General features: G+C 44.3%; 24 protein-coding genes. 10 read left to right on the plus strand and 14 right to left on the minus strand.

Annotation, left to right across the window (positions count from 1 at the left end):
* Positions 1-120: 120 nt before the first annotated feature.
* From SAR116_RS06965 to SAR116_RS06980, 4 genes are read left to right on the plus strand one after another with little or no spacing between them, the layout of a single operon-like run.
* Complete coding sequence (locus SAR116_RS06965) at positions 121-1,071, plus strand: hypothetical protein (RefSeq protein WP_013046224.1); 951 nt, start codon at positions 121-123, stop codon at positions 1,069-1,071.
* Positions 1,072-2,562 carry an Hsp70 family protein gene (locus SAR116_RS06970; RefSeq protein WP_013046225.1) on the plus strand — a complete coding sequence of 497 codons (1,491 nt, stop codon included), beginning with the start codon at positions 1,072-1,074 and terminating at the stop codon, positions 2,560-2,562. It begins immediately after the preceding gene.
* 2 nt (positions 2,563-2,564) lie between these two features.
* A complete protein-coding gene (locus tag SAR116_RS06975) occupies positions 2,565-3,791 on the plus strand; it encodes a tellurite resistance TerB family protein (RefSeq protein ID WP_013046226.1) in 1,227 nt (408 codons plus the stop codon).
* On the plus strand, positions 3,784-4,857 hold the full coding sequence (locus SAR116_RS06980) for a M48 family metallopeptidase (protein WP_013046227.1): 1,074 nt from the start codon (positions 3,784-3,786) through the stop codon (positions 4,855-4,857). Before SAR116_RS06975 ends, SAR116_RS06980 begins: the two co-directional genes overlap by 8 nt.
* 136 nt (positions 4,858-4,993) lie before the next feature.
* On the opposite strand, the gene SAR116_RS06985 is transcribed toward SAR116_RS06980, so the two are convergent.
* Genes SAR116_RS06985 through SAR116_RS07000 form a run of 4 tightly spaced genes read right to left on the minus strand, consistent with a single transcriptional unit; the run spans position 4,994 to position 8,387 of the window.
* Positions 4,994-5,596, minus strand: a complete 603-nt coding sequence (locus SAR116_RS06985) for a hypothetical protein (protein WP_013046228.1) — start codon at positions 5,594-5,596, stop codon at positions 4,994-4,996.
* A gap of 20 nt (positions 5,597-5,616) precedes the next feature.
* Positions 5,617-6,798 (minus strand): DNA cytosine methyltransferase, encoded by a 1,182-nt coding sequence (locus SAR116_RS06990; protein ID WP_013046229.1) that lies wholly within the window; start codon positions 6,796-6,798, stop codon positions 5,617-5,619.
* Positions 6,773-7,690, minus strand: coding sequence for a hypothetical protein (locus tag SAR116_RS06995; protein ID WP_013046230.1), 918 nt, complete (start codon positions 7,688-7,690; stop codon positions 6,773-6,775). Before SAR116_RS06995 ends, SAR116_RS06990 begins: the two co-directional genes overlap by 26 nt.
* Positions 7,683-8,387, minus strand: a complete 705-nt coding sequence (locus SAR116_RS07000) for a methyltransferase (RefSeq protein ID WP_013046231.1) — start codon at positions 8,385-8,387, stop codon at positions 7,683-7,685. The genes SAR116_RS06995 and SAR116_RS07000 overlap by 8 nt, the downstream gene beginning before the upstream one ends.
* A 293-nt stretch (positions 8,388-8,680) precedes the next feature.
* On the opposite strand from SAR116_RS07000, the gene SAR116_RS07005 reads away from it, so the two are divergent.
* Complete coding sequence (locus SAR116_RS07005; RefSeq protein WP_041860835.1) at positions 8,681-9,088, plus strand: hypothetical protein; 408 nt, start codon at positions 8,681-8,683, stop codon at positions 9,086-9,088.
* A gap of 741 nt (positions 9,089-9,829) precedes the next feature.
* Here the strand turns inward: SAR116_RS07005 and SAR116_RS07010 are convergent.
* The 6 genes from SAR116_RS07010 to SAR116_RS07035 all read right to left on the minus strand — a co-directional run bounded on the left by SAR116_RS07010 (position 9,830) and on the right by SAR116_RS07035 (position 13,263).
* Positions 9,830-10,093, minus strand: a complete 264-nt coding sequence (locus SAR116_RS07010; RefSeq protein ID WP_041860836.1) for a hypothetical protein — start codon at positions 10,091-10,093, stop codon at positions 9,830-9,832.
* The gene (locus SAR116_RS07015; RefSeq protein ID WP_041860837.1) at positions 10,086-10,313 is read right to left on the minus strand and encodes a hypothetical protein; all 228 of its coding nucleotides are present in this window, start codon (positions 10,311-10,313) and stop codon (positions 10,086-10,088) included. Before SAR116_RS07015 ends, SAR116_RS07010 begins: the two co-directional genes overlap by 8 nt.
* Positions 10,314-10,919: a GIY-YIG nuclease family protein gene (locus SAR116_RS07020; RefSeq protein ID WP_041860838.1), complete on the minus strand. Its 606-nt coding sequence runs from the start codon at positions 10,917-10,919 to the stop codon at positions 10,314-10,316. It lies immediately after the preceding gene.
* A gap of 10 nt (positions 10,920-10,929) precedes the next feature.
* Positions 10,930-11,919: an HIT family protein gene (locus tag SAR116_RS07025; protein WP_013046232.1), complete on the minus strand. Its 990-nt coding sequence runs from the start codon at positions 11,917-11,919 to the stop codon at positions 10,930-10,932.
* A 121-nt stretch (positions 11,920-12,040) separates the two neighbouring features.
* Positions 12,041-12,922, minus strand: a complete 882-nt coding sequence (locus tag SAR116_RS07030) for a hypothetical protein (RefSeq protein WP_041860839.1) — start codon at positions 12,920-12,922, stop codon at positions 12,041-12,043.
* The gene (locus SAR116_RS07035) at positions 12,919-13,263 is read right to left on the minus strand and encodes a hypothetical protein (RefSeq protein ID WP_041860840.1); all 345 of its coding nucleotides are present in this window, start codon (positions 13,261-13,263) and stop codon (positions 12,919-12,921) included. The genes SAR116_RS07030 and SAR116_RS07035 overlap by 4 nt, the downstream gene beginning before the upstream one ends.
* Before the next feature lie 212 nt (positions 13,264-13,475).
* On the opposite strand from SAR116_RS07035, the gene SAR116_RS07040 reads away from it, so the two are divergent.
* Together SAR116_RS07040 and SAR116_RS07045 are read left to right on the plus strand one after the other, a co-directional pair.
* Positions 13,476-13,676, plus strand: coding sequence for a hypothetical protein (locus tag SAR116_RS07040; RefSeq protein WP_041860841.1), 201 nt, complete (start codon positions 13,476-13,478; stop codon positions 13,674-13,676).
* A gap of 945 nt (positions 13,677-14,621) precedes the next feature.
* A complete protein-coding gene (locus tag SAR116_RS07045) occupies positions 14,622-16,577 on the plus strand; it encodes a DEAD/DEAH box helicase (protein ID WP_013046234.1) in 1,956 nt (651 codons plus the stop codon).
* A gap of 15 nt (positions 16,578-16,592) precedes the next feature.
* Here the strand turns inward: SAR116_RS07045 and SAR116_RS07050 are convergent, their stop codons facing one another.
* Entirely contained in the window at positions 16,593-18,209 is a 1,617-nt protein-coding gene (locus tag SAR116_RS07050; RefSeq protein WP_013046235.1) for an acyl-CoA synthetase, read from the minus strand.
* Positions 18,210-18,361: 152 nt separating this feature from the next.
* On the opposite strand from SAR116_RS07050, the gene SAR116_RS07055 reads away from it, so the two are divergent.
* From SAR116_RS07055 to SAR116_RS07065, 3 genes are all read left to right on the plus strand, one after another.
* A complete protein-coding gene (locus tag SAR116_RS07055; RefSeq protein ID WP_013046236.1) occupies positions 18,362-19,591 on the plus strand; it encodes a CaiB/BaiF CoA transferase family protein in 1,230 nt (409 codons plus the stop codon).
* Between the two features lie 250 nt (positions 19,592-19,841).
* A complete protein-coding gene (xsc, locus tag SAR116_RS07060) occupies positions 19,842-21,620 on the plus strand; it encodes a sulfoacetaldehyde acetyltransferase (protein WP_013046237.1) in 1,779 nt (592 codons plus the stop codon).
* Between the two features lie 115 nt (positions 21,621-21,735).
* Positions 21,736-22,692 carry a DMT family transporter gene (locus tag SAR116_RS07065; protein WP_190275430.1) on the plus strand — a complete coding sequence of 319 codons (957 nt, stop codon included), beginning with the start codon at positions 21,736-21,738 and terminating at the stop codon, positions 22,690-22,692.
* A gap of 19 nt (positions 22,693-22,711) precedes the next feature.
* On the opposite strand, the gene SAR116_RS07070 is transcribed toward SAR116_RS07065, so the two are convergent.
* The 3 genes from SAR116_RS07070 to SAR116_RS07080 are packed head-to-tail and all read right to left on the minus strand — an operon-like array spanning position 22,712 to position 25,566.
* Entirely contained in the window at positions 22,712-24,001 is a 1,290-nt protein-coding gene (locus SAR116_RS07070; protein ID WP_013046239.1) for a TRAP transporter large permease, read from the minus strand.
* Positions 23,998-24,525, minus strand: coding sequence for a TRAP transporter small permease (locus SAR116_RS07075; RefSeq protein WP_013046240.1), 528 nt, complete (start codon positions 24,523-24,525; stop codon positions 23,998-24,000). The genes SAR116_RS07070 and SAR116_RS07075 overlap by 4 nt, the downstream gene beginning before the upstream one ends.
* 18 nt (positions 24,526-24,543) lie before the next feature.
* Complete coding sequence (locus SAR116_RS07080; protein WP_013046241.1) at positions 24,544-25,566, minus strand: TRAP transporter substrate-binding protein; 1,023 nt, start codon at positions 25,564-25,566, stop codon at positions 24,544-24,546.
* Between the last annotated feature and the right edge of the window lie 152 nt (positions 25,567-25,718).

The raw sequence follows: 25,718 nt of genomic DNA on the forward strand, positions 1-25,718 counted from the left end.
AAAGAAAATGTGTGAAGATTTAGATACGGTAGTGAAGTTAGGACATTGATTTCCCCATGACTTGACAACCATCAAATGTGTTGTTTCAATAAATTAGATCTAATTATCAGGTTGAGATACATGTCCTCAAAAAAAAACACCAAAAATATTGATGATCCGACTAAAGATGTTGAACAGACATCCCATATCGAACTCAGTAGTTCTGGAGTGACTGATGTTAGTGAGACACCTGAAAATGGTGTCAAAGAAACAGGATCTTTCTCTTTATTAAAAGTGGGTGGAATCGGATTGATTGCCACCCTTTTCTTTGCCTCTTTGTTCCTTAACCTCTCATATGTTTTGGGGACAGAAACTGAATCCTATGCACAACCGACAACTCACTGGATTCTTGTTTTTGGTCTAATTTGCATAACCGTAATCAGTCTAGTTATTTCTTTTTGGAACTATCACATCCGTTCAGTTTACCTGAAGGATGGTCCAGCTCTGGTGCCAGAGAGGTGGGGACAAATACTTTCGGAACTCATTGATGTTTGGAAGTTACAACACACTCAGTCTCAGTCTTCCCTTGCTCGTGTTCAAAAAGACACTGAAGAACAAACTAAAAAGTCCAACGACTTGTTAGAAAGTTTTCTCACTTTGCAAGATGCTCTAACTCTTCGCGATGAGGAAATATCCAGATTAAAGAAAGGGTATGACTCTAAGATTTTCAAACGGTTTTTGATGAGGTTTGTGAGAGTAGATCGATCTCTCAGAGAGATGGAGGGAGAGTTTGTCGAAGATGAACATAAAAAGAACTACAGATATTTAGTTCGTCTCATGCAAGACGCATTGGAAGAGTGTGGTGTCGAACAATTCATACCAGAAGTTGGATCTGATTATAGGGATGCTGGTCCACAAATTGCTGATGATCCAACTGTTATTGAAACAGAGGATGCAGATAAAGATTTTAAGATCGCTGATATTCAATCGGCGGGATATGTTTTGGTTGGAGAGGGAGAAACAGAGGTCGTGATTCCATCTCGGGTCTCAATTTACCGTGTTAAGTCTCTGCTTTCTGAGGAGGACGAGTAAATGTCAAATTATGTTGGAATAGATCTTGGAACAACCTTTTCAGCGGTTGCATATATCGATGAAAGTGGTCGTCCTTCAATACTTAATAACGATCGTGACGATAACATTACTCCATCATGCGTTGCTAAGATAAAAGGGGAAATTGTTGTAGGTGAACGAGCTCGACGGCAATGGGGAAATGACAAGAAAAACGCAGCTGCCCGGTTCAAAAGGGATATGGGTTCATCGTCTACACACAAAATTGGGGGTAAGGAGTTTACCCCAACAGAATTGAGTGCTGCTGTTCTTAAAAAGATAAAAAGTGATGTTGAGGATAAGGTTGGTGAAATAGAAGAAGCCGTAATAACAATTCCTGCAAACTTCTCTCAAGAGGCAAGAGATGCCACGATGGAAGCAGGTCGACTTGCAGGATTAAATGTAAAATACATCATTAACGAACCAACAGCTGCTGCACTCTATTATGCATATCAGTCCGATGGAGATTTATCTGGAACATATGTGGTTTTTGACTTGGGTGGAGGGACATTCGATGTTTCTGTCATAAAGGTTAAGGGACAAGATGTGGAGGTTGTGGCATCGAATGGACTTCACAAATTAGGTGGAGATGACTTTGACAAGGTTCTTTGGCAATTAATTTCAGAGAAATATAAAGAAGAGACAGGACAAGATCTGACTGAGGAAGACTTCCCAATCAACGATGTTGAAGAAGAGAAGAAATCACTCTCTGGCAGAAAACGGACAACAGTTGAGATAGATAGAGATCTAATCGATGTCACTCGTCTTGAATTTGAAGAGTCTATTTCAAGTTTAATTGCACAAATCGAAATGATGTGTGAAACGACTTTAGATGAAGCAAATGTCAGTCCGGAAGACATTTCTTCAGTGTTTTTAGCAGGAGGTAGCACAAGAATTCCGTGTGTGGTTGATTGTGCAAAGAAAGTCTTCAAACAAGATCCAGTTTCAACTGTAAATGTCGATGAGGTTGTGGCTCTTGGAGCATGCCTTTACGCCGCATATAAGAGCGATGGTGCTGGACTGTCTGAAATTCAGAAGAAATCAGTTTCTAAACTGAATGTGTCTGAGGTCACGAACGAATGTTTTGGAACAATTTCGGTTGGATTCTCCGAGTCTAAAGGAGAGGACCTGGTTAACTCAATCATCATACAAAAGGGGGAATCAATTCCCTGTTCAGTCACTAAGACTTACCACACACTTTTTGATGGTCAGTCAGCAATTGACTGCACAATCACTGAATCAAAGAGTCCTGAGACTAACCCTAGGTTTGTGAAGGTTATCCATGAACAAACATTGGACTTACCTCCAGATCGTCCTGCTGGACAAGAAGTTGAGGTGACTTATTCCTATGATGAAAACCAGACGATGCATGCAGTCTTTAAGGATGTCTCGTCTGGCAAAGAGTTAACCTGGTCTTTCTCTAAGGCGTCGGGTGAATCAACACAGTCAGAAATTGATAAATTCTTGGTGGACTAATCATGGAATTAATTGGTGGAATTATTGGTGTCGTAATCTTCTGGGTTGGGGTTCAATTTGTCCTCAGTCTGATAGGTCATGGAGTGCGTGCAGGAGGACGGGCAGTAAAGAAAGCCGTCACTGGAAAAGAAACCTACTTTGGTCCTCCCCAATTAAAATTTGTTGATGACAAACATGAAAAAACTGGTTGGTTGATCAAGAAAATCATGTTTCGTGGCAGACTTCCAAATACAAGAGACATGAACATATCGTTTGCGATTTCAGCATTTGATGTCACTGACGGGGAGGAAAAATACCGTCCGGTGTTGTCAATCGTTGAAGCGGCTCAAGAAGAGTCAACCATTTGCTATTATATGTCAGATGATTTTGGGAGAGTTGGAGAAGGTTCATCATTAACAGATTGGATTCAATTAGGAGTTATAATTCCTGAACTAATCCAACCTCCTTATTCTGGAGATCGTGAAATTCACATTGTTGTCCGAATGTTCAATACGAACGATCCAATTACAATCGTAGCCGGTGGTTCAAGTGATGACGGTGAATTGATCCTTCTTGAGACCCTACCATTTACCCATCACTTTACAGATAAGGGTTACGAAGAAGCGTCTAAAGATCGGGAAGAGTCACAGTCTATTTCACTAAAAATTGGTGTTGCAGTTGCAATGGCGGATGGATCTCTTGATGATCCTGAAGGGGAAGTTCTCAAGTCGTGGATTATAAAAGAAGTTGCATCCTTCTCAGATAGTAAACAAAAGAGATTGAAAACAATGTTCAATAAATCTCTTAAAGAAGGGTTTGACCAAGCAAAGAAAGGATCACTTGTATTATCTGATCTTGTCGAACGGTTGGCAGAAATAGGTGACAAAAAGTCAAAGTATGACGCAATTGAACTTTGCTTGGATGTTATGGCAGCAGATGGAGTTGCAGACCCAGAAGAGATGTCAGTGATTAGAAATGTTGCTAAGTCTCTCGGTCTCGACATGGATGAAATAGAGAAAATGAGAGAGAAGGTCACCCTTAACCTGTCAACTGAACTAACTTCAGAAGAAGGTATGGAGTCCCTAGTTGGTATCGAGTCATCTTGGACTGATGAACAAAAGAGAAAACATCTTCGAACCGAATTTCAGAAATGGAGCAACAGATTGAATTCTCTTCCAGAGGGAGAGGAACGCCAATCAGCTCAAAACATGTTGGATAATATTGCTACTTTAAGAAAGAAATATGGTTGATCTCGATCGGGCAAGAAGGATTGCAGACTTTATCCGGATTTCTGAGGACAAACCATCTAAGTCCGTTGGTCCTCATGATCTCAAAGGTAGAGAAGATCACAAGGACACCATGTTGAGGCACGGAGTTTTAATCTCCAAATCAGTTACACCCTCTCTTCATGATCAACTAAACTCTGTGTGTGAATCCCTGTATATCCCGAGGGAGTGTGTCACCGCATTTGTATATAATAGTCCTGAAGTCCAGGCTGATTGTTTGATCGACTCCCCAGACACTTGCGTTCTGCGGTTCACATCCGGTCTCATTAACCTTATGGACGAAAACGAATTCAAATTCGTCGCTGGACATGAACTTGGACATTTTCTACTCGGACATGGAGCGTGTTCTCAGTATTTATCTGAAGGAACATCTGAAGACTTTATGGTGAGAAGAGCACGAGAGTTGTCTGCGGACCGTCTTGGTTATCTTTCTATTGGAAATCAAGAAGAGTCTTTGCAGGCTATTATCAAGACCGCATCTGGATTGAATAATCAATTCTTGAGATTTGATGTGGCAAGTTTCATGTCACAAACTAACATGATTTCCAATCCCTCTAAAGGAGAGTCTAAGAATAGCACGCATCCATCCATGCTGATTAGGTGTCGTTCCTTGTTATGGTTTGCGATGTCAGTCCACTCCATTGAGGATTTGGATCGACTGACACAAGAAACGATCCATCAAATTGATTCGCGGGTTGTTAAAGATCTTGAGAAATTTGTCGACGGGCAGGTCAGGTTGAGAAAAACAGAATTTGAAAAAGACATATCGGTATGGAAGTCTGCACTACTGATCTATCACTCTGGTTCATTCACGAAAGAAGTTCAACAACGACTTCAGGACATCCTAGGTGAAGAGACTTTACAAAGTATAAAGTCTTTTTTTGAACTTTATTCTAAAGAGGAATTATTGAGTGAAATTACGCAAAGGTTGGAAGAAACCCTAAAAAGATCTTCCCATGAATTTCCATCATCTGCACAAAACATCGAAAATGCGGGTTATAAAGTCGCATATAAAATTGTCGAAGGATAAGTGGGTTAATTAACCTAATACAAATCTAATTGTTCCAAAGTATGTGGTTCTGGAACACCCAAATACGGAAAAATACCCCTATGACCAGCAACGGTTTTGAGGGATATATTTTTTAGGACTTTTGGAACAGCCGTGTTCAATACTCTTTATTCATTTTCCACTTAGAACTTATCTGCTGGTAAGGTTGGAAAGATTTTTTTTCGATGTCTTGCATCCAAAGATCAAAATCTATATCGCTTGCGAGTTCACTTAAATCAGGCACTTTGCCTGTTCCATAAACCACCAAAGAACCACCAATGTATCGTCCGTTGTGTAAGTGCCAGTGACCCAAATGAGCAGACCAAGTTTGTGTTTCTTCCTTCCATGTGCCGTTTTTCCTCGGCACTCTGACTTTCTTGGGCAATCCATGAACAAGAGCGTGAGATCTACTGTGATCTCTCTTTTGTTGGAATGCGTATTTTTTTGCTTGTTCATCTGGCAGATGCGATAAATCGGGCAAAACCAATGGTTTTTGTGGCGGTGGTTGTTTGGTTTTATGAATGCCTTCGATGACGAATATCTTCTTATGCTGAGTAGATACAAACACTACAGAGTTAGTATTTACCTCGCCATCCTCTGTTAGGTTGAACATCCATTTATCAACAGCATTATTTTTCTCAGATGCAACAAGCAGTGGTTTCACTGATTTTTCAAATAATTCTTTTCTATCATTGTCAGGTGGTATGATTTTTATCGCCATTTTTATTTACCCTCGGTTTCTCACTGGGAAACTCGTAAAACATTCTCATATACACTCGCAGCAATAGCAGTTGTCATCAATGGTGGCACCATTCTCCCTATGCGTTCTGCTTGTTGATTGAATGTTCCAGTAAGTTTGAAATCATCTGGTAAAGCGGAAAGTCGTTTCAACTCTCTTATGGTGTATGTTCTATCTTCCTCTGGATGACAGATACCACCTCTTCCACCTAACTGATTTCCAGACTGTGTGATTGTCGGTGCTGGTTCACCCCAAGCACATCTGTAGGTGTTGAAGTAAAAGTTTTTGAATCCCTTGTAATGTTCGTGGAGTCTAGATGGACGGGCAGGGTTCTTTGGTATTGCCCTGATGATTTCATAAGACGCCGTTTTCCTTATGGATTGCCTTATGAGTGCAATCTCTTGTTTGTCTCGTTCATCGAGTTCCAAAGTCGATAGAGCATCACTAACTGATGGTGCGTAGGAACTTCCAATGGGAAAGAGTTTCTTTATCTCGACCTCTTCCTTGATTCCTATCTTTTCACAAATGTCTTTACGGACACCAATGACAAACATTCTCTCTCTGCGTTGAGGAACTCCATAGTGATGCGCCTTGAGTCTCTTGAACTCAACAAAGTATCCAGCACCACGCAACCTTTTGAGTGCATCGTGAAACACAGTCGAACTCCCAATCTCTGGAACATTCTCAAGGATACATATTTTTGGACGAGCGCAGTTTGCGAGATAGACATAATCGTGAATGAGCATCCCTATTCTGTCCTGCTCTACCTCACTATACTTTTTGTTCTTTGCGAGATGTTTCTCTCTGTCCTCTTCCCTTTTTCCAATGGCCTTTGAGAATGTTGCACAAGGTGGAGAACCATCCAGAATATCCAACTCACCCTGTTCAACTCCAAAGGAACGAAACCAACTAAGGACACCCTCTTTCTTTGAACCAGTGATTTTGCGAATATCACTGCTATCAACAATAGTGTCTGGATAGTTTTGTTTGTAGGTTTCCACTGCTTCTGGAACAAACTCGTTTGCGGCAAGAACTTTACCACCAGCAAGTTTGTATCCTGTCGAAGACCCACCACCACCAGCAAATGTGGATACAACGGTAAACAGTTCTTTGCTGGATTGCCTGGACACATCGTCCATCGTGTATGTTGTAAATCGGTTATTCATTGCAAACCGACCAACCATCCAAGTTACCCTTCACACCAATCAGCATTCTTGGTGCAACAGAACTTTTCTCAGCAAACTTGATGACTTCATCAATGGTTTTGAAACTGGAAGATACAGTCAAGTCACCAGATTGGCCTCTAACTCCAATCAAAACAACATCATTACCGAATGGGATATAGTCCTTGTAACCAAATCCCCATCCTTCAAGACATCTAATACCCAATGAGAGTTTGATTCTACTAATCACAAGAAAGATGAAAACAGGTGCAGTTTGGGTTGTTTTTCTAATGTCCTGTATTGGATAGGCATCACCAATATCTACAGGAAAATCCAGTTTTCCCCACTCATTGAGTTGGGTGGAAGAGGGTTGGAAAATAATCGTATGAAACAGATCACCTCGTTCAATGAAGTCTTTCAGTGATGTGGGTGTGTCGATGTCCTTTGTCTCAACGAGACCCTCTAGTTTCTTTTCAGTTTCTTTTGCTTTCTTTTTTGAAATCCTTGTTTGCTGTCTTTCTAAAAGGGTCGCAATCGCATCCCTTCCACTGGACGGTGTAATCTCACCCTTATCCATATGTTGTTGGATGCGTTTCTTTCCCTGCCCCTTCCCAAAGTGACTTTCATAACTGCGTTCTAAAACAGTGAGATTGTATAACGCACCAAATGATGATGGCAGTTTTGATTGATTAGTTTTAATTATTTCACTCACACCGATGGATTGCCATCTGGATAAGGTGCTTTTGTTCATCCCAATCAGTTCTGCTAAATCCTTTGCATAACCCTCACCCAATTCTTCTATCGCACTGACAATGTAATCTGCCTTGAGCATTATGTTGTCACGAATAGTTGCATCAGTGTCGTTGATGCGTTTTGCGTGTTGTTCAAGTGAGAGATAGTTGGGTTTATTCATCTCCAACATCCTCTGGTGGGCGTTTCATTGCCAGAACACCAATGAAGTTGAAATTTCTCCAAAAGATTTGGATGCCCCGAAAACCTACGGAACGAAGTTGTGAGATAAGAAGATTTTCAGTTGTGAGTTTCGCAAGGTGTCTTAGTTCTTGCTCCTTATCTAGAATCTCTTTTTCCGTGAATGACTGTCTTTTGAAATCGTAATAGAGGGAGTCCACCATATCTTGGACTTTGGCATTCATTGAGTAGATTTTCTCGGCCGTTACGAATGCACCACCATCAACAAGGTTGTCATAGATTTTCTGCAAGAGAGATAGTCTGTCTTTCTCTGCAAGGAACTGGAATGTGAATAGCGAGATTGCGAAGGACATATTTGAGAGAGCATCACTTTCCCTTACATCTTCAACTTTATATTTAAGATTGGTTTCTTGTTTCCAATGTTGTTTGAAATCCTTGTTTATCTCGATGCCAGTATAGTTCGCATTGGGTGCTTGAGTGTTTTCATCCTTGATGCGTTTGAGCATCGTGCCTTGCGAGCATCCAATATCAAGAACATTGGTTTCGTCCAAAACGAAGTATCTGGATATGCCTACAACATCATCTCTTAAGTCTGTATAACCTCGTATCGACTTTGTGATGTGTTCATCAAAACCACTTGCGACTGAACTAAAACTGAATCTTTGCTCTTCACTCATCATGAATCAACTATAACAGAATATCTTCTACTTAGCCAGTTTCTCATCAATGTGTCAATTAGGCCACCGTCAAAAACTGACAGCAAATTTCTAACCTACAAAAGTAGGGTTGAACCTAGAGAGAAATGTGGTGCCACCCTCCCCCAAATCGTAGTGTGACTTATTTGCACTACCCTACAGAAAAAACGCATCCCCAGGCATTTTACTGCATCCCAACCTTATAAATAGAAATGAAGAAACGGTGATGGAAACACACCACCGTTCTTCGCACTGAAACATATTATTGGAGGCAGGAAATGAAGCATTCCCAACAACTATTTATAGCGATGAAGGACATTGCCCTTCAAAGTTTTAACACTGCGAAAAACACAGTCAGCACCTATGAAGAACTGGCCCAAGCACTCACCGACATAGAGTTCTTTGATGAAGAGAAGAAACCTTACACTGGTGCAAGGTTGAGACTTCAAGTTCATCGTTGGAACAAGAAGAGTGAAGATGAAGATTTTAGACAAACATATTATCCCAAAGAACTAGTCAGTAAGGATGATGGGGTTGGATACAAACAGATGCATATCCAATCACCAACAAAAGTGGTTGAGGATGAACCAGTTGAGACTGATTGGGAAACTTTAACGAAACACTTCACCCCACACGAAATAAAATATTTTGGGTGGAGTGAAACGAATTTCAATCTAAACGCCTAAGTAGCTATGTCTACTTTCAACATAGATTCATTAGAGACAGATGACTCTAGTCTTTATCACTGTGGTTTGAATCCCTGTAGGTATTGTTCTTCATCAATAGAACCTTGCGAAGCATTTGATGCGTCAGCATCAAACCTAAGTTCTGTTTGTCCTTACTTTTGGAAACCTATTCCTCAAACTCAAGATGAGATGAATGAACAGATGCGTTTGGATTTTGAGAAACAGGAACAAATGGAACAGGCACTTGCTGCAACTCAATGGTGCAAAGATTACTTTGGACACGAGTAGAGTTTCTCAGTGGGAAACCGAATAAATAGATGATGAAAAGGAGTAAGCATAAATGAAAAGAAATCTAGATTACCAATACCCAGTAAGAATGACTTACACACTCAAAGACTCAATAGATGAGGTTTGTGAGGGGTTGGATGTAAACCCAGCGGAATATATCCGTAAGTCTCTTGCTCGTTGTGTTGCACAGGACAAACAACAACTTACATCAGCGGAAAGTCACCTTGTTTTTATGAGATAAAAGACTTCAGCGGAATAAGCACAAGAAACGATAAAAAAATATGAAGCAGTGGTGTTCCTGAACCACTTTATAACGAGAAAAGAAATAGATTTGTGGTGATGAAACCACGACAAATAACTAGGTGAGATGAATTAGATATTTTGGTGTGGACTCATACCAAAATGAGGTTCAAGGGTGTTGGTGCAGCGTAAATTACGAACTGATTGAGTGAATTACGATGACTCTTCACCATCATTTTTTTGAAATAACGAAATCACCAGAAAAATTGTGAAGAGTGGAGAAATAAACACCACAATTGAGAATAACCAACCAAATACGAAACTAAACAAACCAGCGTTCATTAGAGCACTAGGCAATAAATTCCATGGGTTAATCCATTCACCGTTAAAAATTCCATTGTATAAGAGATACCATCCAAACAGTCCAAAGACACCGAGGCCCTTGATGAAAAACGCATCTGATTTTTGCTCACTCATCGTCATCTCCAAGTGCTTTATCAATCAACTTGTCCACTAGTGATAAACACAGATAACCAACATAAATACTCAGTGCTATGGATCCGAATATGAAAATCCAAAAGGACAGACCAACTCTATCTATATCGCCGCTTATGCCTAAAAAGTTATGGTTCATCCAAAAACAACCAAAGAGTGTTCCGAACATTCCTGCAATAAATGCTAAATATGCTAACGGCACTTATTCTCTCTCCATCCTAAGGTGATGAAGAGTTTCCCCATCCAAACACCACCAAATAGTTCCTTGAACCGCCGCCCAATCATAACCCATCTCTCTCAGAACAATGTCTGCTGAGCGAGATAGAGACATTAACTCGTTCCGAAAATTTACTTGGGTATCATTTGCCACGGTGCAGGTAATTGTGCTGTCTTTCTTAAACCGAAGGACAGTTCCCTTATCCAATCCTAAAATCCCAAAATTAAATCGTTTTCTAGTTTCTCTCGCTCTGTTTAACGCTTCCTGATCTTGGGGAGACTCAACAATATCGGTAGTGGGGGTGACATTCTTTCCACCCATAACTTCTGCTATCTCAAGAAGTGATTTCGCTCTTTCTGGAGTGGTGTTGAAAAACTCTCTGCTTTGACGAACACGACAATCGTCTAATCCTTGATGCATCTTCTTCTCAATCAGAGATGCATCTGGAACTTCTACTGCATAATAACACTCAAAAGGTAGCGCTACGCTGGTGTTGTCTAGTTGCTTGATACGCTGTTCAAGGTTTTCAGTGATACCAATCTTGATGGTGTCGGGCATACATTCATTCGTTAATATGTAAACAATTGGCATAAACTATCCCTCAATACTTCTGCTTATGTGCTATCACACCACGCACACCGCCTCGTGGTTCTTCAACATCGCCTTTGCGTCTTGGTATTAGATGAGTGTGACAGTGCATAACTGTTTGCCCTGCATCCTCACCAACATTGTTACCAACATTGAAACCAGTGATAGTGTTATCGCTATCCATGATCACCTGTCTGCGCTCTTCCAAAAGTCTCTGCATCGCATTTCGTTCTGGTTGATGCAGTTCAAAATAGTCTGAGACATGACGCTTTGGGATAATGAGTGTGTGTTGCTCTGTTACAGGAAACGCATCAAGGATTGCGTATGCTAGTTCATTCTCTGCAACCACTCGTTCTTGTGGAATCTCACAAAAGATGCATCCGTTTTCACGGTGCTCATAAGACTTATTGATTTCACGAAAGTCAGTGTCATCTCTGTCTCGCTTCATTGCATTACAGGAGTAACAAAGCGCCTGGAGATTAGATTGTTCATCACCACCACCGCTATTGCGTGGGACGATGTGATCAACCTCTAACGCTTTCTGATCTGCTGATATGCCACACAGTTCACATCTGAACTTTGCTCTTTTGAGAATTTCATATCTCAATGTGCCAGAGATATATCCAGATGATTTCCGCCTGTGATTCCAGACTTTGTCACCACGCTTGTCCAAGAACTCCTCAATCTTAGAATGACACAGATTTATGAGTTCTGAGATCTCACTCTCACTAAGACCATCAAAACCATTCAAGGAGTATTCGTTCTTGTCTTTAGAAGTGATGCCTCTGCTTTGTGTGAGGACTTTGCCAACCATGTTCTTGGTGATGTGCTCATAGTATTCAACTTGAGACACATCATGCCCCAAGAGTGACTTTGCAATCTCTGTGGTTGATGCTGAACCCTGTCTGCCTAGAAGTTCTATCAACATCACTGGCTGATAGATATGAGACATTCTCATCTCATTCAGAATAAAATTGGACAAATCATCAAACTGCTTGGACATACCAAACAGTATGCTGTTTTTTCATTTTTTGACAATTAGTTGATAAAATCTCTACCAATCACCCACCAGTGCGCTTTGACTGCACTGGTGTGGGGTTTCATATCAAAAAGAAGTCAGGCAACTAAAGGGTGCTCTTCACGGTTTTCTTACGCTCTTCTTCAAGTCTGCGTTTTATGTCCTCGTCTTGTCTCTTTTTTTCCTCTTTATCTTTTCTCTCCCTCTCAAAAGTTTGATAAATTGGTGTTAGTTCTTCATTACATTTATCAAATCTATTGGTTGCAATATCTTGTTCTTTGTCCAAGATGCCCATGAAGTGCCAGACATAACTCAGCGAAGTTCCGCCGCCATCTTGCCGCGAACCATATTGCTGATAGTCAAAAGTTATATGAACGCGACGACCATCATCATCAGTCCGAAACGATTCAAAATCTTTTTTATTTCCATCAAATAGCGATGTCACATAGACAAGAAGGTTGGGGTATTTTTTCTCTAATGTGTCCAAGACTTCATTTTTTACAATGTCGTGGACATGAAAATTCCAAGTATACCATTCACCAATGTAATTTGACGGTGGTTTTGGATTAATTAACGCACTTATTGCATAGATGCCTATAATGGGGTGGACATAAACTCTGTAAATTACATCATTCGATATCGGATTAGGTAATTGGAGGGGGTTCGGGGTCTCTTTGAGGTAATATGCAAAAGAGGGTGCAGTCAAACGGTCACCAAAGGTTGTCCGGCAGTATCCATTTGGATCCAATTTTTCAAATGCTCTGTGACTAATCATAGGTGTTGAGACGAACACGGTATCCACTCTCTCCCGATTTGGTGATTTAGTCTCTACATACCCAACATCTCTCAAACCCAGACTTAGACCAAAAGGTTCAATCTGAGTTCTAGAGTGTTCCTGCTCCATTGAGATGTAGATTATTGATCCTGCAGCAATGACAAGGAGAACTAGCAAGGCAACCGATGCTTTTATAATTTTCCTCAACATCATTTACTCTCTATGAAAGGGATAGGTTTGGCATATCTAGACAATACACCTTCAACTTTTTTGTCTTCCATACTACCTCTTATAAAGGTCACTACTCTACTAATTATGAACCAATTCTCTGATGTTTCCTGCCACTCTAAGTTGTAATCAACCGTAGTTAGGTAACTCGCTAATTTTGCATCATCTGAGAATGTGAGTTTTGCTTTGCGATCGTTTAGATCGCTAATTGTAAGGGAGTAATTCCAACCATCAGTCGTTATTTCAACGGTGTCATCGCTAAAATGGACTTTTCGCAGGTTAGCAATCTGACTTGGAGTAAATGACGATGCCTGAGTAGGCGGCATAAACTTACACCGTTGCCCATACGAAGATAAAATGCTGCACAATGGAAATCTGTTGAATACATCTTGGGGAGTGAGCGAACTATCGAGTGACCAACTCAAAGTTGGAAACAGAAGAATTAGAAGTGCTGTAAGAATGTCTCTCATAGTAAAATTTAATCACAATTTTTGAGTTTAATCCAATCCATATAAATACCTCTGAAAGGAACAGAGGTATGGACATACAACAACTCAAACAACGCATAGACGCATCGGGTAAGAAACTCGTCACGCTCGGCAACGAATATATCAAATCAAAAGATGAGATTGCCGCACGAAAGGTGCTGGTGAAGATGTTTGGTGAGATTTCTCAACAAACATTACTGCTGGGCGAACAGAACGCTCAGATGGATAGGAATCAAAGGGGAATCCGATGATAAAAAATATTGATGCAAATCAGTAACGAAACAAACTTGATAGGGAACAAGAAGTTAGATTTAGACGATTCACTTCTGGTGGATTTGTTGACAACGCAAAAGGACACTAATGGGTTGAACCACTGCTCTCCTTGAGTGGTGATTTATTATGAAAATAGAACCCCTCGCAGAATGTCCTGTGGGGGGTTTTGTGTATATCACACACAATGACACACTAGGGTTGTTGAACACCTTTTAGAACATCATAAAACTTCTTTAATCATAAGTTCTATGATAGACAATCAGTGTAGTGGTATGGGGGCGTAGCTCATCAGGATAGAGCGCAAGATTCCTATGAAAGATTGGGTGCATCACTGGAAACGGTGAATGTAGAACTGCTCAAAGTCGGGGAAACCTGTAAAATGGCAATCCCGAGTCAAGCATCGCAAGATGAAGGTGTAGAGACTAGACGGGCAGCATCTAAAGGAAATCATTTTCCTATGATGAAGGGATAGTCCAGCGCACAAACATTCTTTAGGGAATGGTAGTGAAAACTATAGTGTGATGAATCTTGAGGTAGCAGGTTCGAGTCCTGCCGCTCTCACCACTACAAATCATCAAAAATCAACAGTGATTACATTCACTTTCTATTCACTTATGTTTTTACAATGATTTTGTATTAGATAAAATATTGTTTATAATGTATTATTTTTTACGATTCGCAAGAACAATATATTAGGAATCTGTCGCTCTATCCTGATGAGCTACGGGACCACACTATTTATATGCCGCATTTCACTAAGAAATGCCATCTTTGCCTAATATATGCCGCGTCAGTTTTACCCACAAATTGTCCTGATCTGCCGCTGCATTGACAAAAACGCCACTAGGGCGCATAAACCGCCTAACAAATAGGCGCGATTTGTGTAAAGCGCCCTCCAAAAGCTATTGCTGGAAACTTTACTTATGACAAGCCTTACCGATGCTGATTCCGCAGATCAACCTTCTGCGAACGGCAAATTTGCCGATTTCGATTTACCTGAAAATATGCTTGGCACCCTTGCCCGTGAGGGGTTGGTTGTACCAACACCAATCCAGCAAATGTCGATACCACTATTGCTGTTGGGACATGATCTAATCGGTCTGGCACAAACCGGCACTGGCAAGACTGCGGCCTTTCTCCTGCCACTCATGACCCAGCTTAGTTATTCGCCAAGCGTACGTTCAGGCCAGCCTCCAAAGGCGTTGATATTAGCGCCAACGCGTGAATTGGCGAACCAGATTTCAGCAAATCTTTCGCGCCTGTCTGCCGATATGAATATCCGGCATATTTGTGTATTTGGTGGCGCGCGCTATGAAGGCCAGATTCGTGGACTAAAACGTGGTGTTGATATTGTCGTGGCCACACCAGGCCGACTCATGGATCTTATGGAGCGTGGTTCATTCGACCCGTCCGGCATTACCCATTGGATTTTGGACGAAGCCGATCACATGCTTGATCTTGGTTTTTATCCGGCAATGAAGCATATTTCGGCTTCCTTGCCCGCTGACCGCCAGACCATGCTGTTCTCTGCCACAATGCCACCCGAAATTGAAAAACTTGGCAATGAATTTCTGACAGACCCCGAGCGGGTTAAAGCCCCGCAATCTGGTATCACCGCCGATAAAATCACCCAGCGTGTGACCCTGATGGCCGAAGCTGACAAGCGTGACCGGCTTTGTGATGTGCTGAATCATGAAGATACTGGGCAATGTTTGATCTTTGTACGCACCAAACGACGCGCCGATGCACTTTCCAAATTCATGGAAGATCGAGGCTTTGCTGTTGATACTTTGCATGGTGATATGCGTCAGGGCCTGCGCCAAAAAGTGCTACGTAATTTCCGTGATGGACGATTACAGGGCCTGATCGCAACCGATGTGGCTGCGCGCGGCATTGATATTGCTGGCTTGTCGCATGTGGTCAATTTTGACCTGACTGATACACCCGAGGCCTATGTTCACCGGATTGGCCGAACAGGTCGTGCGGGGCTGGGTGGCCTTGCCTTATCTTTCTGTTCTCCGTCTGAAGAACCACGCCTTGCTGCTATCATCGCGGCTGTTGGCCCCCGTGTAGAGCTTTTCGACATGGATGGTGAACCAGTCACTGATTTTCACGCCAAACCTGCCAAAGCCAAAGGCCGTAGCCGGCAACGTCCGGGCAACCGCGGCGCATCTGGACGGCCTAGAGGCGAACGATCAGAAGGCGGTCGTTCGGATAATCGCCGTGCAGACAGTGGACGTGGCAATAGCCGATCTTCAGATAGTGGTCGCAAACCAGCACGCCAAAGCGAAGGTGACACCAGCACCCGAAAATGGAATAAAAGTCCGGGTGATAGCAAACCACGGGCAAATAACAAATGGTCATCTCATAACGATAGCGCCAATGATGAGAACCGATCGACACGCGGCGCGTCAAAACCATCATCCAACAGCAAACCGGCGCGTGCTGGAAAAACGGGTGGCAAGCCTAGCTTTGGCAAGAAACCATTTGCGAAAAAACCATGGGATAAGGCTGGTGATCGCCCCACGCGTTCACATGATGACCGTACACAACGTACAGACCGGCCTCAAAAAGATAGAAATCGCGACGACGCAAGTGGCAAGGACGGCAAACCGTCATTCAGTAAAAAGCCATCATTTGGCAAAAAGCCACCGTTTGGCGGGCGTGCGGATTCTGGTGAAAAACAACGTAATGGCCGTAATGAAAGCCGTGACGAAAGCCGGAGCAGTAATCGAGGCGACAGAAAACCCGATGACCGTGGCGGTAAGCCTGCCTTTGCGAAAGCTGGCAAACCAAAATCAAAGCCAAATAGCCGTGCAGGTGGCAAGCCTAACACACGCTCAGCTGGTGGCGAAAAGCATCTGCGTCGGAAGAAATAACAGCAAATCGAAGCGCTAATCCTGAATGGATTGGCGCAAAACAAATTTCTGGATTTTGCCTGTCGATGTTTTTGGCAATTCACCAAATTTGATGGCTTTTGGCCGTTTGAAGCCTGCCATTTGCCCACGGCACCATTCCAGCAATTCCGCTTCGGTGATGGTTACCCCGTCTCTAAGTTCAACAAAGGCGTATGGCACTTCACCCCATTTATCATCGGGCTTAGCCACCACCGCCGCTGCAATCACATCCGGATGACGGTATAGATATCCCTCAACTTCAACCGATGAGATATTCTCGCCACCAGAAATGATCACATCTTTCAAACGATCCTTGATCTGCACATAACCATTTTTGTGCCACACCGCCGCATCACCCGAATAGAACCAGCCATCACGCATTGCTGCTGATGTGGCCTCGGCATCTTTATAATAGCCCTTCATTACCACATTGCCGCGCACCACAATTTCTCCCTGGGTTTCGCCATCACGGGGCACTTCCTTGCCCGTTGCGCTTTCAACAACAGCACTGCCTTCGACGACTGGAAAGGCAATCCCCTGCCAGCTTTGAATGTCAGCCTGTTCCGCGAATGTCAACGCGTCCCATTCCGCGCGCCATAGGCATTGTGTAACATGACCATAAGTTTCAGTCAGACCATAGACCTGCATGACCTCCAGCCCCATTGCTGCTGTTTTTTCCAGCATGGCTGCTGGCGGGGGCGCACCCGCAGTCAGCACCTTGATCTTATAATCCAGCTTTGGCCGTGTATCTTCTGGTGCATTGACCAATAATGACAAAACTATTGGTGCGCCACCAAAATGCGTAATCTTATGCTTTTCGATATCTTCAAAAATTGATGCCGCCGTGATCGTTCTGGTCAGCACAATCGTTGCTGCCATTAAAGCCATTGTCCAGGCGTGACCCCAGCCATTGCAATGAAACATCGGCACCACATAAAGATAGGTCGGATGGCGTGGCAATTCCCATGCGGTGACGGTGCCAACACTCATCAGATATGATCCTCGATGATGATAGACCACGCCTTTGGGGCGGCCAGATGTACCTGATGTATAGCTTAGCGCAATCGCCTGCCATTCGTCTTCGGGCAGCTCCCAGTCATAATCTTTATCACCCGTAGCAATAAAGGCTTCATAATCGCGATCACCAATATGGGGCACATCACCAAGCGCTGGATCGCGAATATCTATAACCGGAATGTCACGATCTAGAAGTTTTAAGGCAGCAACCACCGTTTCATGGAAAGCTGTATCAACAATCAATAAACGACTATCACTATTATCCAGAATATAAGCAATTGTTTCGGCTTCGATTCTGGTATTAAGAGTGTTCAGAACACATCCTGCCATCGGGATACCATAATGTGCTTCAAACATTTCAGGGGTATTCGCCGCAATCACCGATACCGTATCCCCAAGGCCAAGACCCATTTTAACCAGCGCCGAGGCCAACGCTCGACAACGATCATAGGTCTCTGACCAGCTATAGCGGCGGTCGCCATAGATAAGTGCTGTACGATCACCAAATAGATCAGTTGTCCGCTGGATAAAACTTAATGGCGAAAGCGGCACATAATTAGCCTTGTTTTTCGCCAGCGCCTCATAATGCTGATGCATAATACCTACCCCATCTTAAAATCGCGTATTTTTGGTTATTCTATTGAGTCTCGCCAGATCAAGGCTAACATGATGACGACAGGAATTTACCTGTCAAGCATCAGCTCTTAAAGTACATTGTTAAATTTATACATTTGGCCTTACGGTAAAGCATGATTGAAAAAGACACACAAACCCCTAAAAACAACGGTCCTTTATCTGGTATCAGGGTTCTTGACCTGTCCCGCATCCTTGCGGGGCCAACCTGTACGCAGTTGATGGGTGATTATGGTGCCGATATTATCAAAGTGGAAAAACCCGGGCTTGGGGATGATACGCGTAGCTGGGGGCCGCCCTATGTAACCGGATCTGACGGCGTCCCAACTGCCGAAAGTGCCTATTACCTATCATCAAACCGAAACAAACGGTCATTTGCCATTGATATCACCACGCCCGAAGGCGCAGAAACTGTGCGCAAATTGGCAGCACAGTGCGATATAATGGTCGAAAATTTCAAGGTTGGTGGACTGGCTAAATATGGTCTTGATTATGACGCCATCGCCGCTGTTAATCCCGCCATCATCTATTGCGCGATTAGCGGTTTTGGCCAGACCGGCCCCAATGCACATTTACCCGGTTATGATTTGCTGGCACAGGCCTTTGGTGGAATCATGAGCTTGACTGGCGCCCCCGATGGCGAACCAATGAAAGTTGGCGTGGCCGTTGCTGATGTTGTCTGCGGCCTCTATGCCTGTACCGCGGTGCTTGCGGCCTTGCAGCATCGTAATAAAACAGGAGAAGGCCAGTATATAGATATTGGCCTTGCCGATACCCAGGTAGCGTGGCTCATAAATAATGGTACCAACTACCTGATCTCGGGGCAGCCCCCACAGCGGCTTGGCAACGCCCATCCCAACATTGTTCCCTATCAAGTGTTTGCCACCATTGACGGACATATCATTGTGGCTGCTGGCAATGACACACAATATGCCCGCTTCTGCAAGGTAATCGGGCGTGCCGATCTGGCTACCCATAACGACTATCTGACCAATATGAACCGCGTCAAAAACCGCGATGTGCTGGTACCTATTCTTACTGCCGAAATCGCCAAACTGACCACAGCTGAAATGGTTGCCAAAATGGAGCAATATGGCGTCCCCGGCGGGGCAATCAACACGTTGCCAGAGGTATTTGAGTCAGAGCAGGTAACCACGCGTGAAATGAAAATTTCTATGCCACATGCAACCGCCAAAAGCGGTAAAATCGATCTGATTGGCAATCCTGTCAAATTCAGCAGAACCCCTGTATCCTATCGACATTCACCACCAACATGCGGCGAACATAGTGCCGAAATCACGGCTGAATTATTGACAGATCTTGATGACAAAATGCCCAAGAGCTAATAAAATCACCCCTAAATGCCGACATAGCGGCCACAGCAATAGCATTTTATCCGCATCTGGATCTATTTTTACATGGATCTGGTTCCAAAGTCGGCTTGGCTTGGCTCAAAATTCATAGTAGATAAAAGACATCCTTGGCTATGCCAAGCCTTTACAACATATTCGGCTAACCGCATTACCTTTCAGGCGAAGCATTAGTCATCACGTATTTTAGGGCGCCTGATCAACGTATTCAAAGAGGGTTAAGTAAATGAAAATGACAACCGAAGAGGCTTTCGTAAAAGTCTTACAAATGCATGGTATTGAGCATGCTTTTGGTATTATTGGTTCAGCCATGATGCCTATTTCAGATTTGTTCCCAAAGGCTGGTATCACATTCTGGGACGCTGCACATGAGTGCAACGCAGGTATGATGGCCGATGGTTACACACGCTCAACTGGCGAGATGTCAATGATGGTTGCGCAGAATGGTCCTGGTATTACAAATTTTGTAACACCTGTTAAAACGGCCTATTGGAACCACACACCTTTGCTTCTGGTAACCCCGCAAGCGGCTAACAAGACCTTGGGTCAGGGCGGCTTTCAGGAAGTCGAACAGATGGCTTTGTTCAAGGATATGGTTGCCTATCAGGAAGAGGTACGCGACCCAACCCGTATTGCCGAGACTTTGAACCGTGTTATCTTGCAAGCCAAGCGTTGCTCAGCACCAGCACAGATCAACATTCCACGTGATTTCTGGACGCAGGTCATCGATATCGAGTTGCCTGCTATTGTCGAGTTTGAGCGCCCAAGCGGTGGTGAACAAGCCCTTAATGAAGCGGCCAAATTGCTTTCAACGGCCAAGTTTCCAGTCATCCTAAACGGTGCTGGTGTGGTCATTGGCGATGCGATCGACGCATCGATCAAACTTGCTGAAAAGCTTGATGCCCCTGTTTGCTGTGGCTATCAGCATAATGACGCATTCCCAGGATCACATCCGCTTTTTGCCGGCCCGCTGGGTTATAACGGTTCCAAAGCAGGCATGGAACTGATTGCCAAAGCCGATGTTGTGCTGGCACTAGGCACACGTCTAAATCCGTTTTCGACATTGCCAGGATACGGTATCGATTACTGGCCAAAAGATGCCAAAATCATTCAGGTTGATATCAACCCTGATCGTATTGGCCTGACCAAAAAGGTTTCTGTCGGTATTGTTGGTGATGCCAAGAAAGTCGCAACCAGCTTGCTTGCTAAGGTTAGCGATGATGCTGGTAATGCGGGACGTGCAGAACGTGTCGCACTGATTGCCGATACAAAATCATCTTGGGCGCAGGAACTGACCTCGCTTGACCATGAGGATGATGATCCGGGCACAACATGGAACGAGCGTGCACGCGGACGTGAGCCAGAAAAAATGTCACCTCGTATGGCATGGCGCGCGATTCAGTCAGCCTTGCCGAAAGATGCAATCATCTCGTCAGACATCGGCAATAACTGTGCCATCGGTAATGCTTATCCAGCCTTTGAAGAAGGCCGTAAGTATCTGGCACCAGGTTTGTTTGGTCCATGCGGTTATGGTCTTCCTGCAATCATGGGTGCCAAGATTGGCAAGCGCGATGTACCGGTTGTCGGTTTTGCTGGTGACGGCGCCTTTGGTATTTCAATGAATGAAATGTCTGCGATTGGTCGTGAAGAATGGCCTGCCATCACAATGGTGATCTTCCGCAACTATCAGTGGGGCGCAGAAAAGCGCAACACAACTTTGTGGTTCGAAGATAATTTTGTCGGTACCGAGCTTGACCAGCAGGTTTCTTATGCTGGCATTGCCAAGGCATGTGGCGTTGAAGGCATTGTCGCAACCAGCATGGACGGTCTGACAGATGCACTGAACACAGCGATTGATGCACAAATGAAAGATGGCAAGACAACATTTATCGAAGTCATGCTCAATCAGGAACTAGGCGAGCCTTTCCGTCGCGACGCGATGAAAAAGCCTGTTGAAGTCGCTGGTATCAATCCTGATGATATGCGTCAGCAGAATGTTGCCTAACGCTGTCCATTCAGCACCAATATAACATCCCAGACAGCCGCCCTTCCAGGCGGCTGTCTTTTCATGGGCGCAATATAGTTATGTCTTTATCGTTTGTTTCTGGTAGCGTCCCCTTATGGCATCAACCAAAATAATATCTGCATCGCCTACCTTTCAGGACTGGATGATCCTTACCGTTCTAGGGCTGATATGGGGCGCCAGTTTTTTGGGTGTTGAAATGGCGCTTACCGGCTATGGACCCATTAGCATCGCCGCAGGGCGCGTAGCAATTGCAGCTATTATTCTGTTATTCATAGCCGTGTTTTTTGGGGATGGCCTGCCCAGATTTGACACCGCAACCAGCCGGCGTATTTGGCTACATTGTTTTGCAATGGGGCTTTTTACCAACGTGCTGCCTTTTACATTATTGTCATGGGGACAACAGATCGTTACTTCCAGTTTTGCGGGTATCTGCATGGCTGTTGTACCTTTATTTGTTTTGCCACTAGCGCATTATATGGTGCCCGGTGAACGGATGAGCTTAGCCAAGGGCGTTGGCTTTCTATTCGGTTTTAGCGGGGTTGTCATGCTAGTTGGCGGTGACCAACTTGGCCTGTCTTTTGCCCTATTGGAATCTGAGTCAAAACTTATGATGACGGCACAATTTGCCTGTGTAATGGCGAGCTGCTGTTATGCCATCGGGTCAATCAACACACGCCTTTGTCCACCAATTAGCACCCTGTCCTATTCCGCAACAGGCCTCATGCTAGGTAGCATTATGCTTTTGCCAACTGCATTTTATATTGAAGGCATTCCGGCCATTCCGGAAACGGGCGCATTAGCAGGAATGCTCTATCTAGCCATTTTCCCGACCGCGCTGGCGACTTTGCTACTGACAGTGCTGATAAATCGTGCCGGGCCCAGCTTCTTGTCACTAGTCAATTATCAGGTGCCTGTCTGGGCGGTTCTTATCGGGACCATAGCCCTGTCCGAAGCCTTGCCTGGGCATTTTATTTCTGCTTTAGCCATTATTCTGACCGGCCTGGCTATCTCACAGTTTTATGATCGCTGGCGCACGCAAAGAGCTCGCTAAATTTATCGGCTGTGGCCACTCACATCATAGAAGGCAGTAATAATGAAATGGCTGGTACTAATGTCAATAGCGTTAGCCGCAAAATATCAGCGACCCAGAATGGTGTGACACCTTTGAAAATGGTTTTAACCGAAACGTCTTTCAGCACACCTTTGAGCACAAAGACATTCAAACCAATCGGCGGCGTTATCAGGCTGATTTCGGTCACGACAACCACCAAAATGCCAAACCAGATCAAATCAAACCCCAACCCTTCGACTAGCGGTGCAAAGATTGGAACTGTCAACAAGATCATCGACATCGATTCAAACACACATCCCAGCAAAACATAAATCAACAGGATGATAAAAATTACGCCCAAAGGCGAAACGTCAAAATTTGTGACAATGTCGATGAGCGCTGGCGGCAATCCCGCCCGATTGACGAAATTTGAAAAGATCAGGGCACCAAATAACAGCAAAAACAACTTGGCCGACGTCACCGCTGTCTCGCGGAGCACTTCCATCGCCGAAGATATATTCAGGGCTCCCCGACGCCATGCGATCAGCATCGCGCCTGCCGCACCCATTCCAGCCGCTTCGGTTGGCGTAAAGGCACCAACATAGATGCCCCCAATTACAAAAATAAATAAACCCAGCGTGGTCCATACATCCCGAAGCGCAATCAGCCGATCTGCCCAGCTGCTTTTTTCACCTGCTGGTCCAGCCGCAGGATTGCGCGAAACCACAACCATCACCGCAAGCAGATAGAACAGAACACCGACTAGTCCCGGCAAAACCCCAGCAATAAATAATTTTCCAACTGAGGTTTCGGTCATCAATCCGTAAATCACCAGAATAACACTTGGGGGAATCAGAATACCCAGCGTACCACCTGCCGCAATCGACGCGGTGGCAAGTGAGTCGTCATATTTATAACGCCGCATTTCAGGCATAGAGACTTTGGACATGGTGGCCGCTGTCGCCAAAGACGATCCACAAATCGCTGAAAACATGCCACAGGCACAAATTGTTGACATCGCCAACCCGCCCTTGCGATGTCCCAAAAACACATAAGCCGCACGGTATAATTCACGCGCCATGCCACCACGCTCAACCATCAGCCCCATCAGAATGAACAAAGGAACAACCGACAACCCATAGGACTGACCTGAATCAATCACCAGTCGGCTGGCACTTGAAATCGCCGCCCGATAACTTGCCAGCTCGCCAAAACCAATCACGCCGACAAGACCCAGCGCAATACCCAGCGGCATCCGCATAAAGGCCAGCACAAGAACAGCCACAAAACCAATCAACGCAACGGTCATTTAACATCCTCACCATCGGTAGAAAAATCTTTGCTGGGATTTGAAAATAAAACCAGCAAACGGATAAAGGCCAGCACCGCCGCCGCATAAATAGATAACGTAATAAAGGACACGGTAATCACCCGGGGAATACCCAGATATTCTGTCTTGTCACCATCTTCCAATGCGCGCACAGCATAATCGAACACACGATCACCTATGCGGTAGGCCACATAAATCGAAATAACCAACATCACAATACTGATAATCCAGCCAATCCGGCCTTTGCCAAAAAAGCCTATCAAATCAACTGTCACATGATCATTCCGGAAAAACATAGCCGGGAGAGAAAAGAAAATAATGCCTGCCATACATATGCGCACAAGTTCGACCGCGCCAACAACAGGCATCGATATAAAGTAGCGGCCAATCACATCTACGCAGGTCAGAACGACCAGCAAAAACAGTATTATTGCTGCTAAATTAGACACGAAACGGCTGGTATTTTCAGCCAACCGTTCCGCTGATTTTATCAACCCAAACACAAAAGAGATATCTCTGGTCTAGAGTTGCGACTTGAAAAAGGCGAGAGCAGCCTTGCCATCCACGCCACGACCATCAATCTCAGCCAGAACGTCGGCCTCAATGCCTGCTGTCAACTCTCTGAAATAGGCCTTATCTGCATCGCTGGCATCCGTTACAACCAGACCAACCTCAAGACCTTTAGCCATGCCAAGGTCATCAGCCGCGTCCCAGAATGAACCAACTTTGGCTGCCATCTTTACACCACGCATATCATCAATACATTTGCGGTGCGCCGCTGACAGGCCATCATAGGTATCTTTGTTCATCGGAATGGCGAATGATGTTGTATAAATGCCATCGGTGTTCCGATAGGTATGTTTAGCAAGTTCAGCAACTTTAAAGGCGTACATGGTTTCCATCGGGAAGAACACACCATCCGCAACACCAGATGAAATAGTTTCATAAACCTTTGGTGCCGGCACATTCACACCAGCAACACCCAAAGCACGACCGATAGCATTCGCAACACCGCCGCCAACACGAAGTTTCATGCCTTTGAGATCTTTAAATGACGAGATCGGCTTGACCGTATGAATCATGCCCGGGCCATGCACAAAGTTTGTGAGCATTTCAACGCCTTTGGCTTCATTAGCGGCATCTAGGTATTTTTCCCATGTCGCCTGAAACGCGGCTGACACGGCTTCGGACTTACCATAGAGACCCGGCAATTCAGCAATCTTTGTAGTCTCGAATTTACCCGGCGTATAGCCATGTACCATCCAGGACAGATCAGCAACACCGTCACGAACAGTGTCATATTGTGCTGGTGGCGGTGCCAGACCATATTCGACTTTCAAACTAAGGCTACCACCTGAACAAGCTTTAAGCTCATCATTCATCCATGGGAATACTGATGCATTCATAGCATGCTTTGGGCTGGCCCATGAAGACACTGTCAGAACGGTGTCCGCATTTGCTACCGAAACACTCAATGGTGCTGCTAGGAATGATAATGCAGCGACACCAAGGCCAGCCACTTTGAATAAACTGAAATTTTTCATTTATAACTCTCCCTTTTATTAAACATCTTATTTTATTTTTCTTCGTAAAACCCATTATTCACCCTACACATAAGGTTGTAAGTGGCAACCCAATTTCACAATGTGCGGCGATTTAAAATTATCCTAATTGTGATGCGGGATTGATACTGACG

It is taken from the genome of Candidatus Puniceispirillum marinum IMCC1322 (genome assembly GCF_000024465.1).
Taxonomy (GTDB): Bacteria; Pseudomonadota; Alphaproteobacteria; order Puniceispirillales; family Puniceispirillaceae; genus Puniceispirillum; species Puniceispirillum marinum.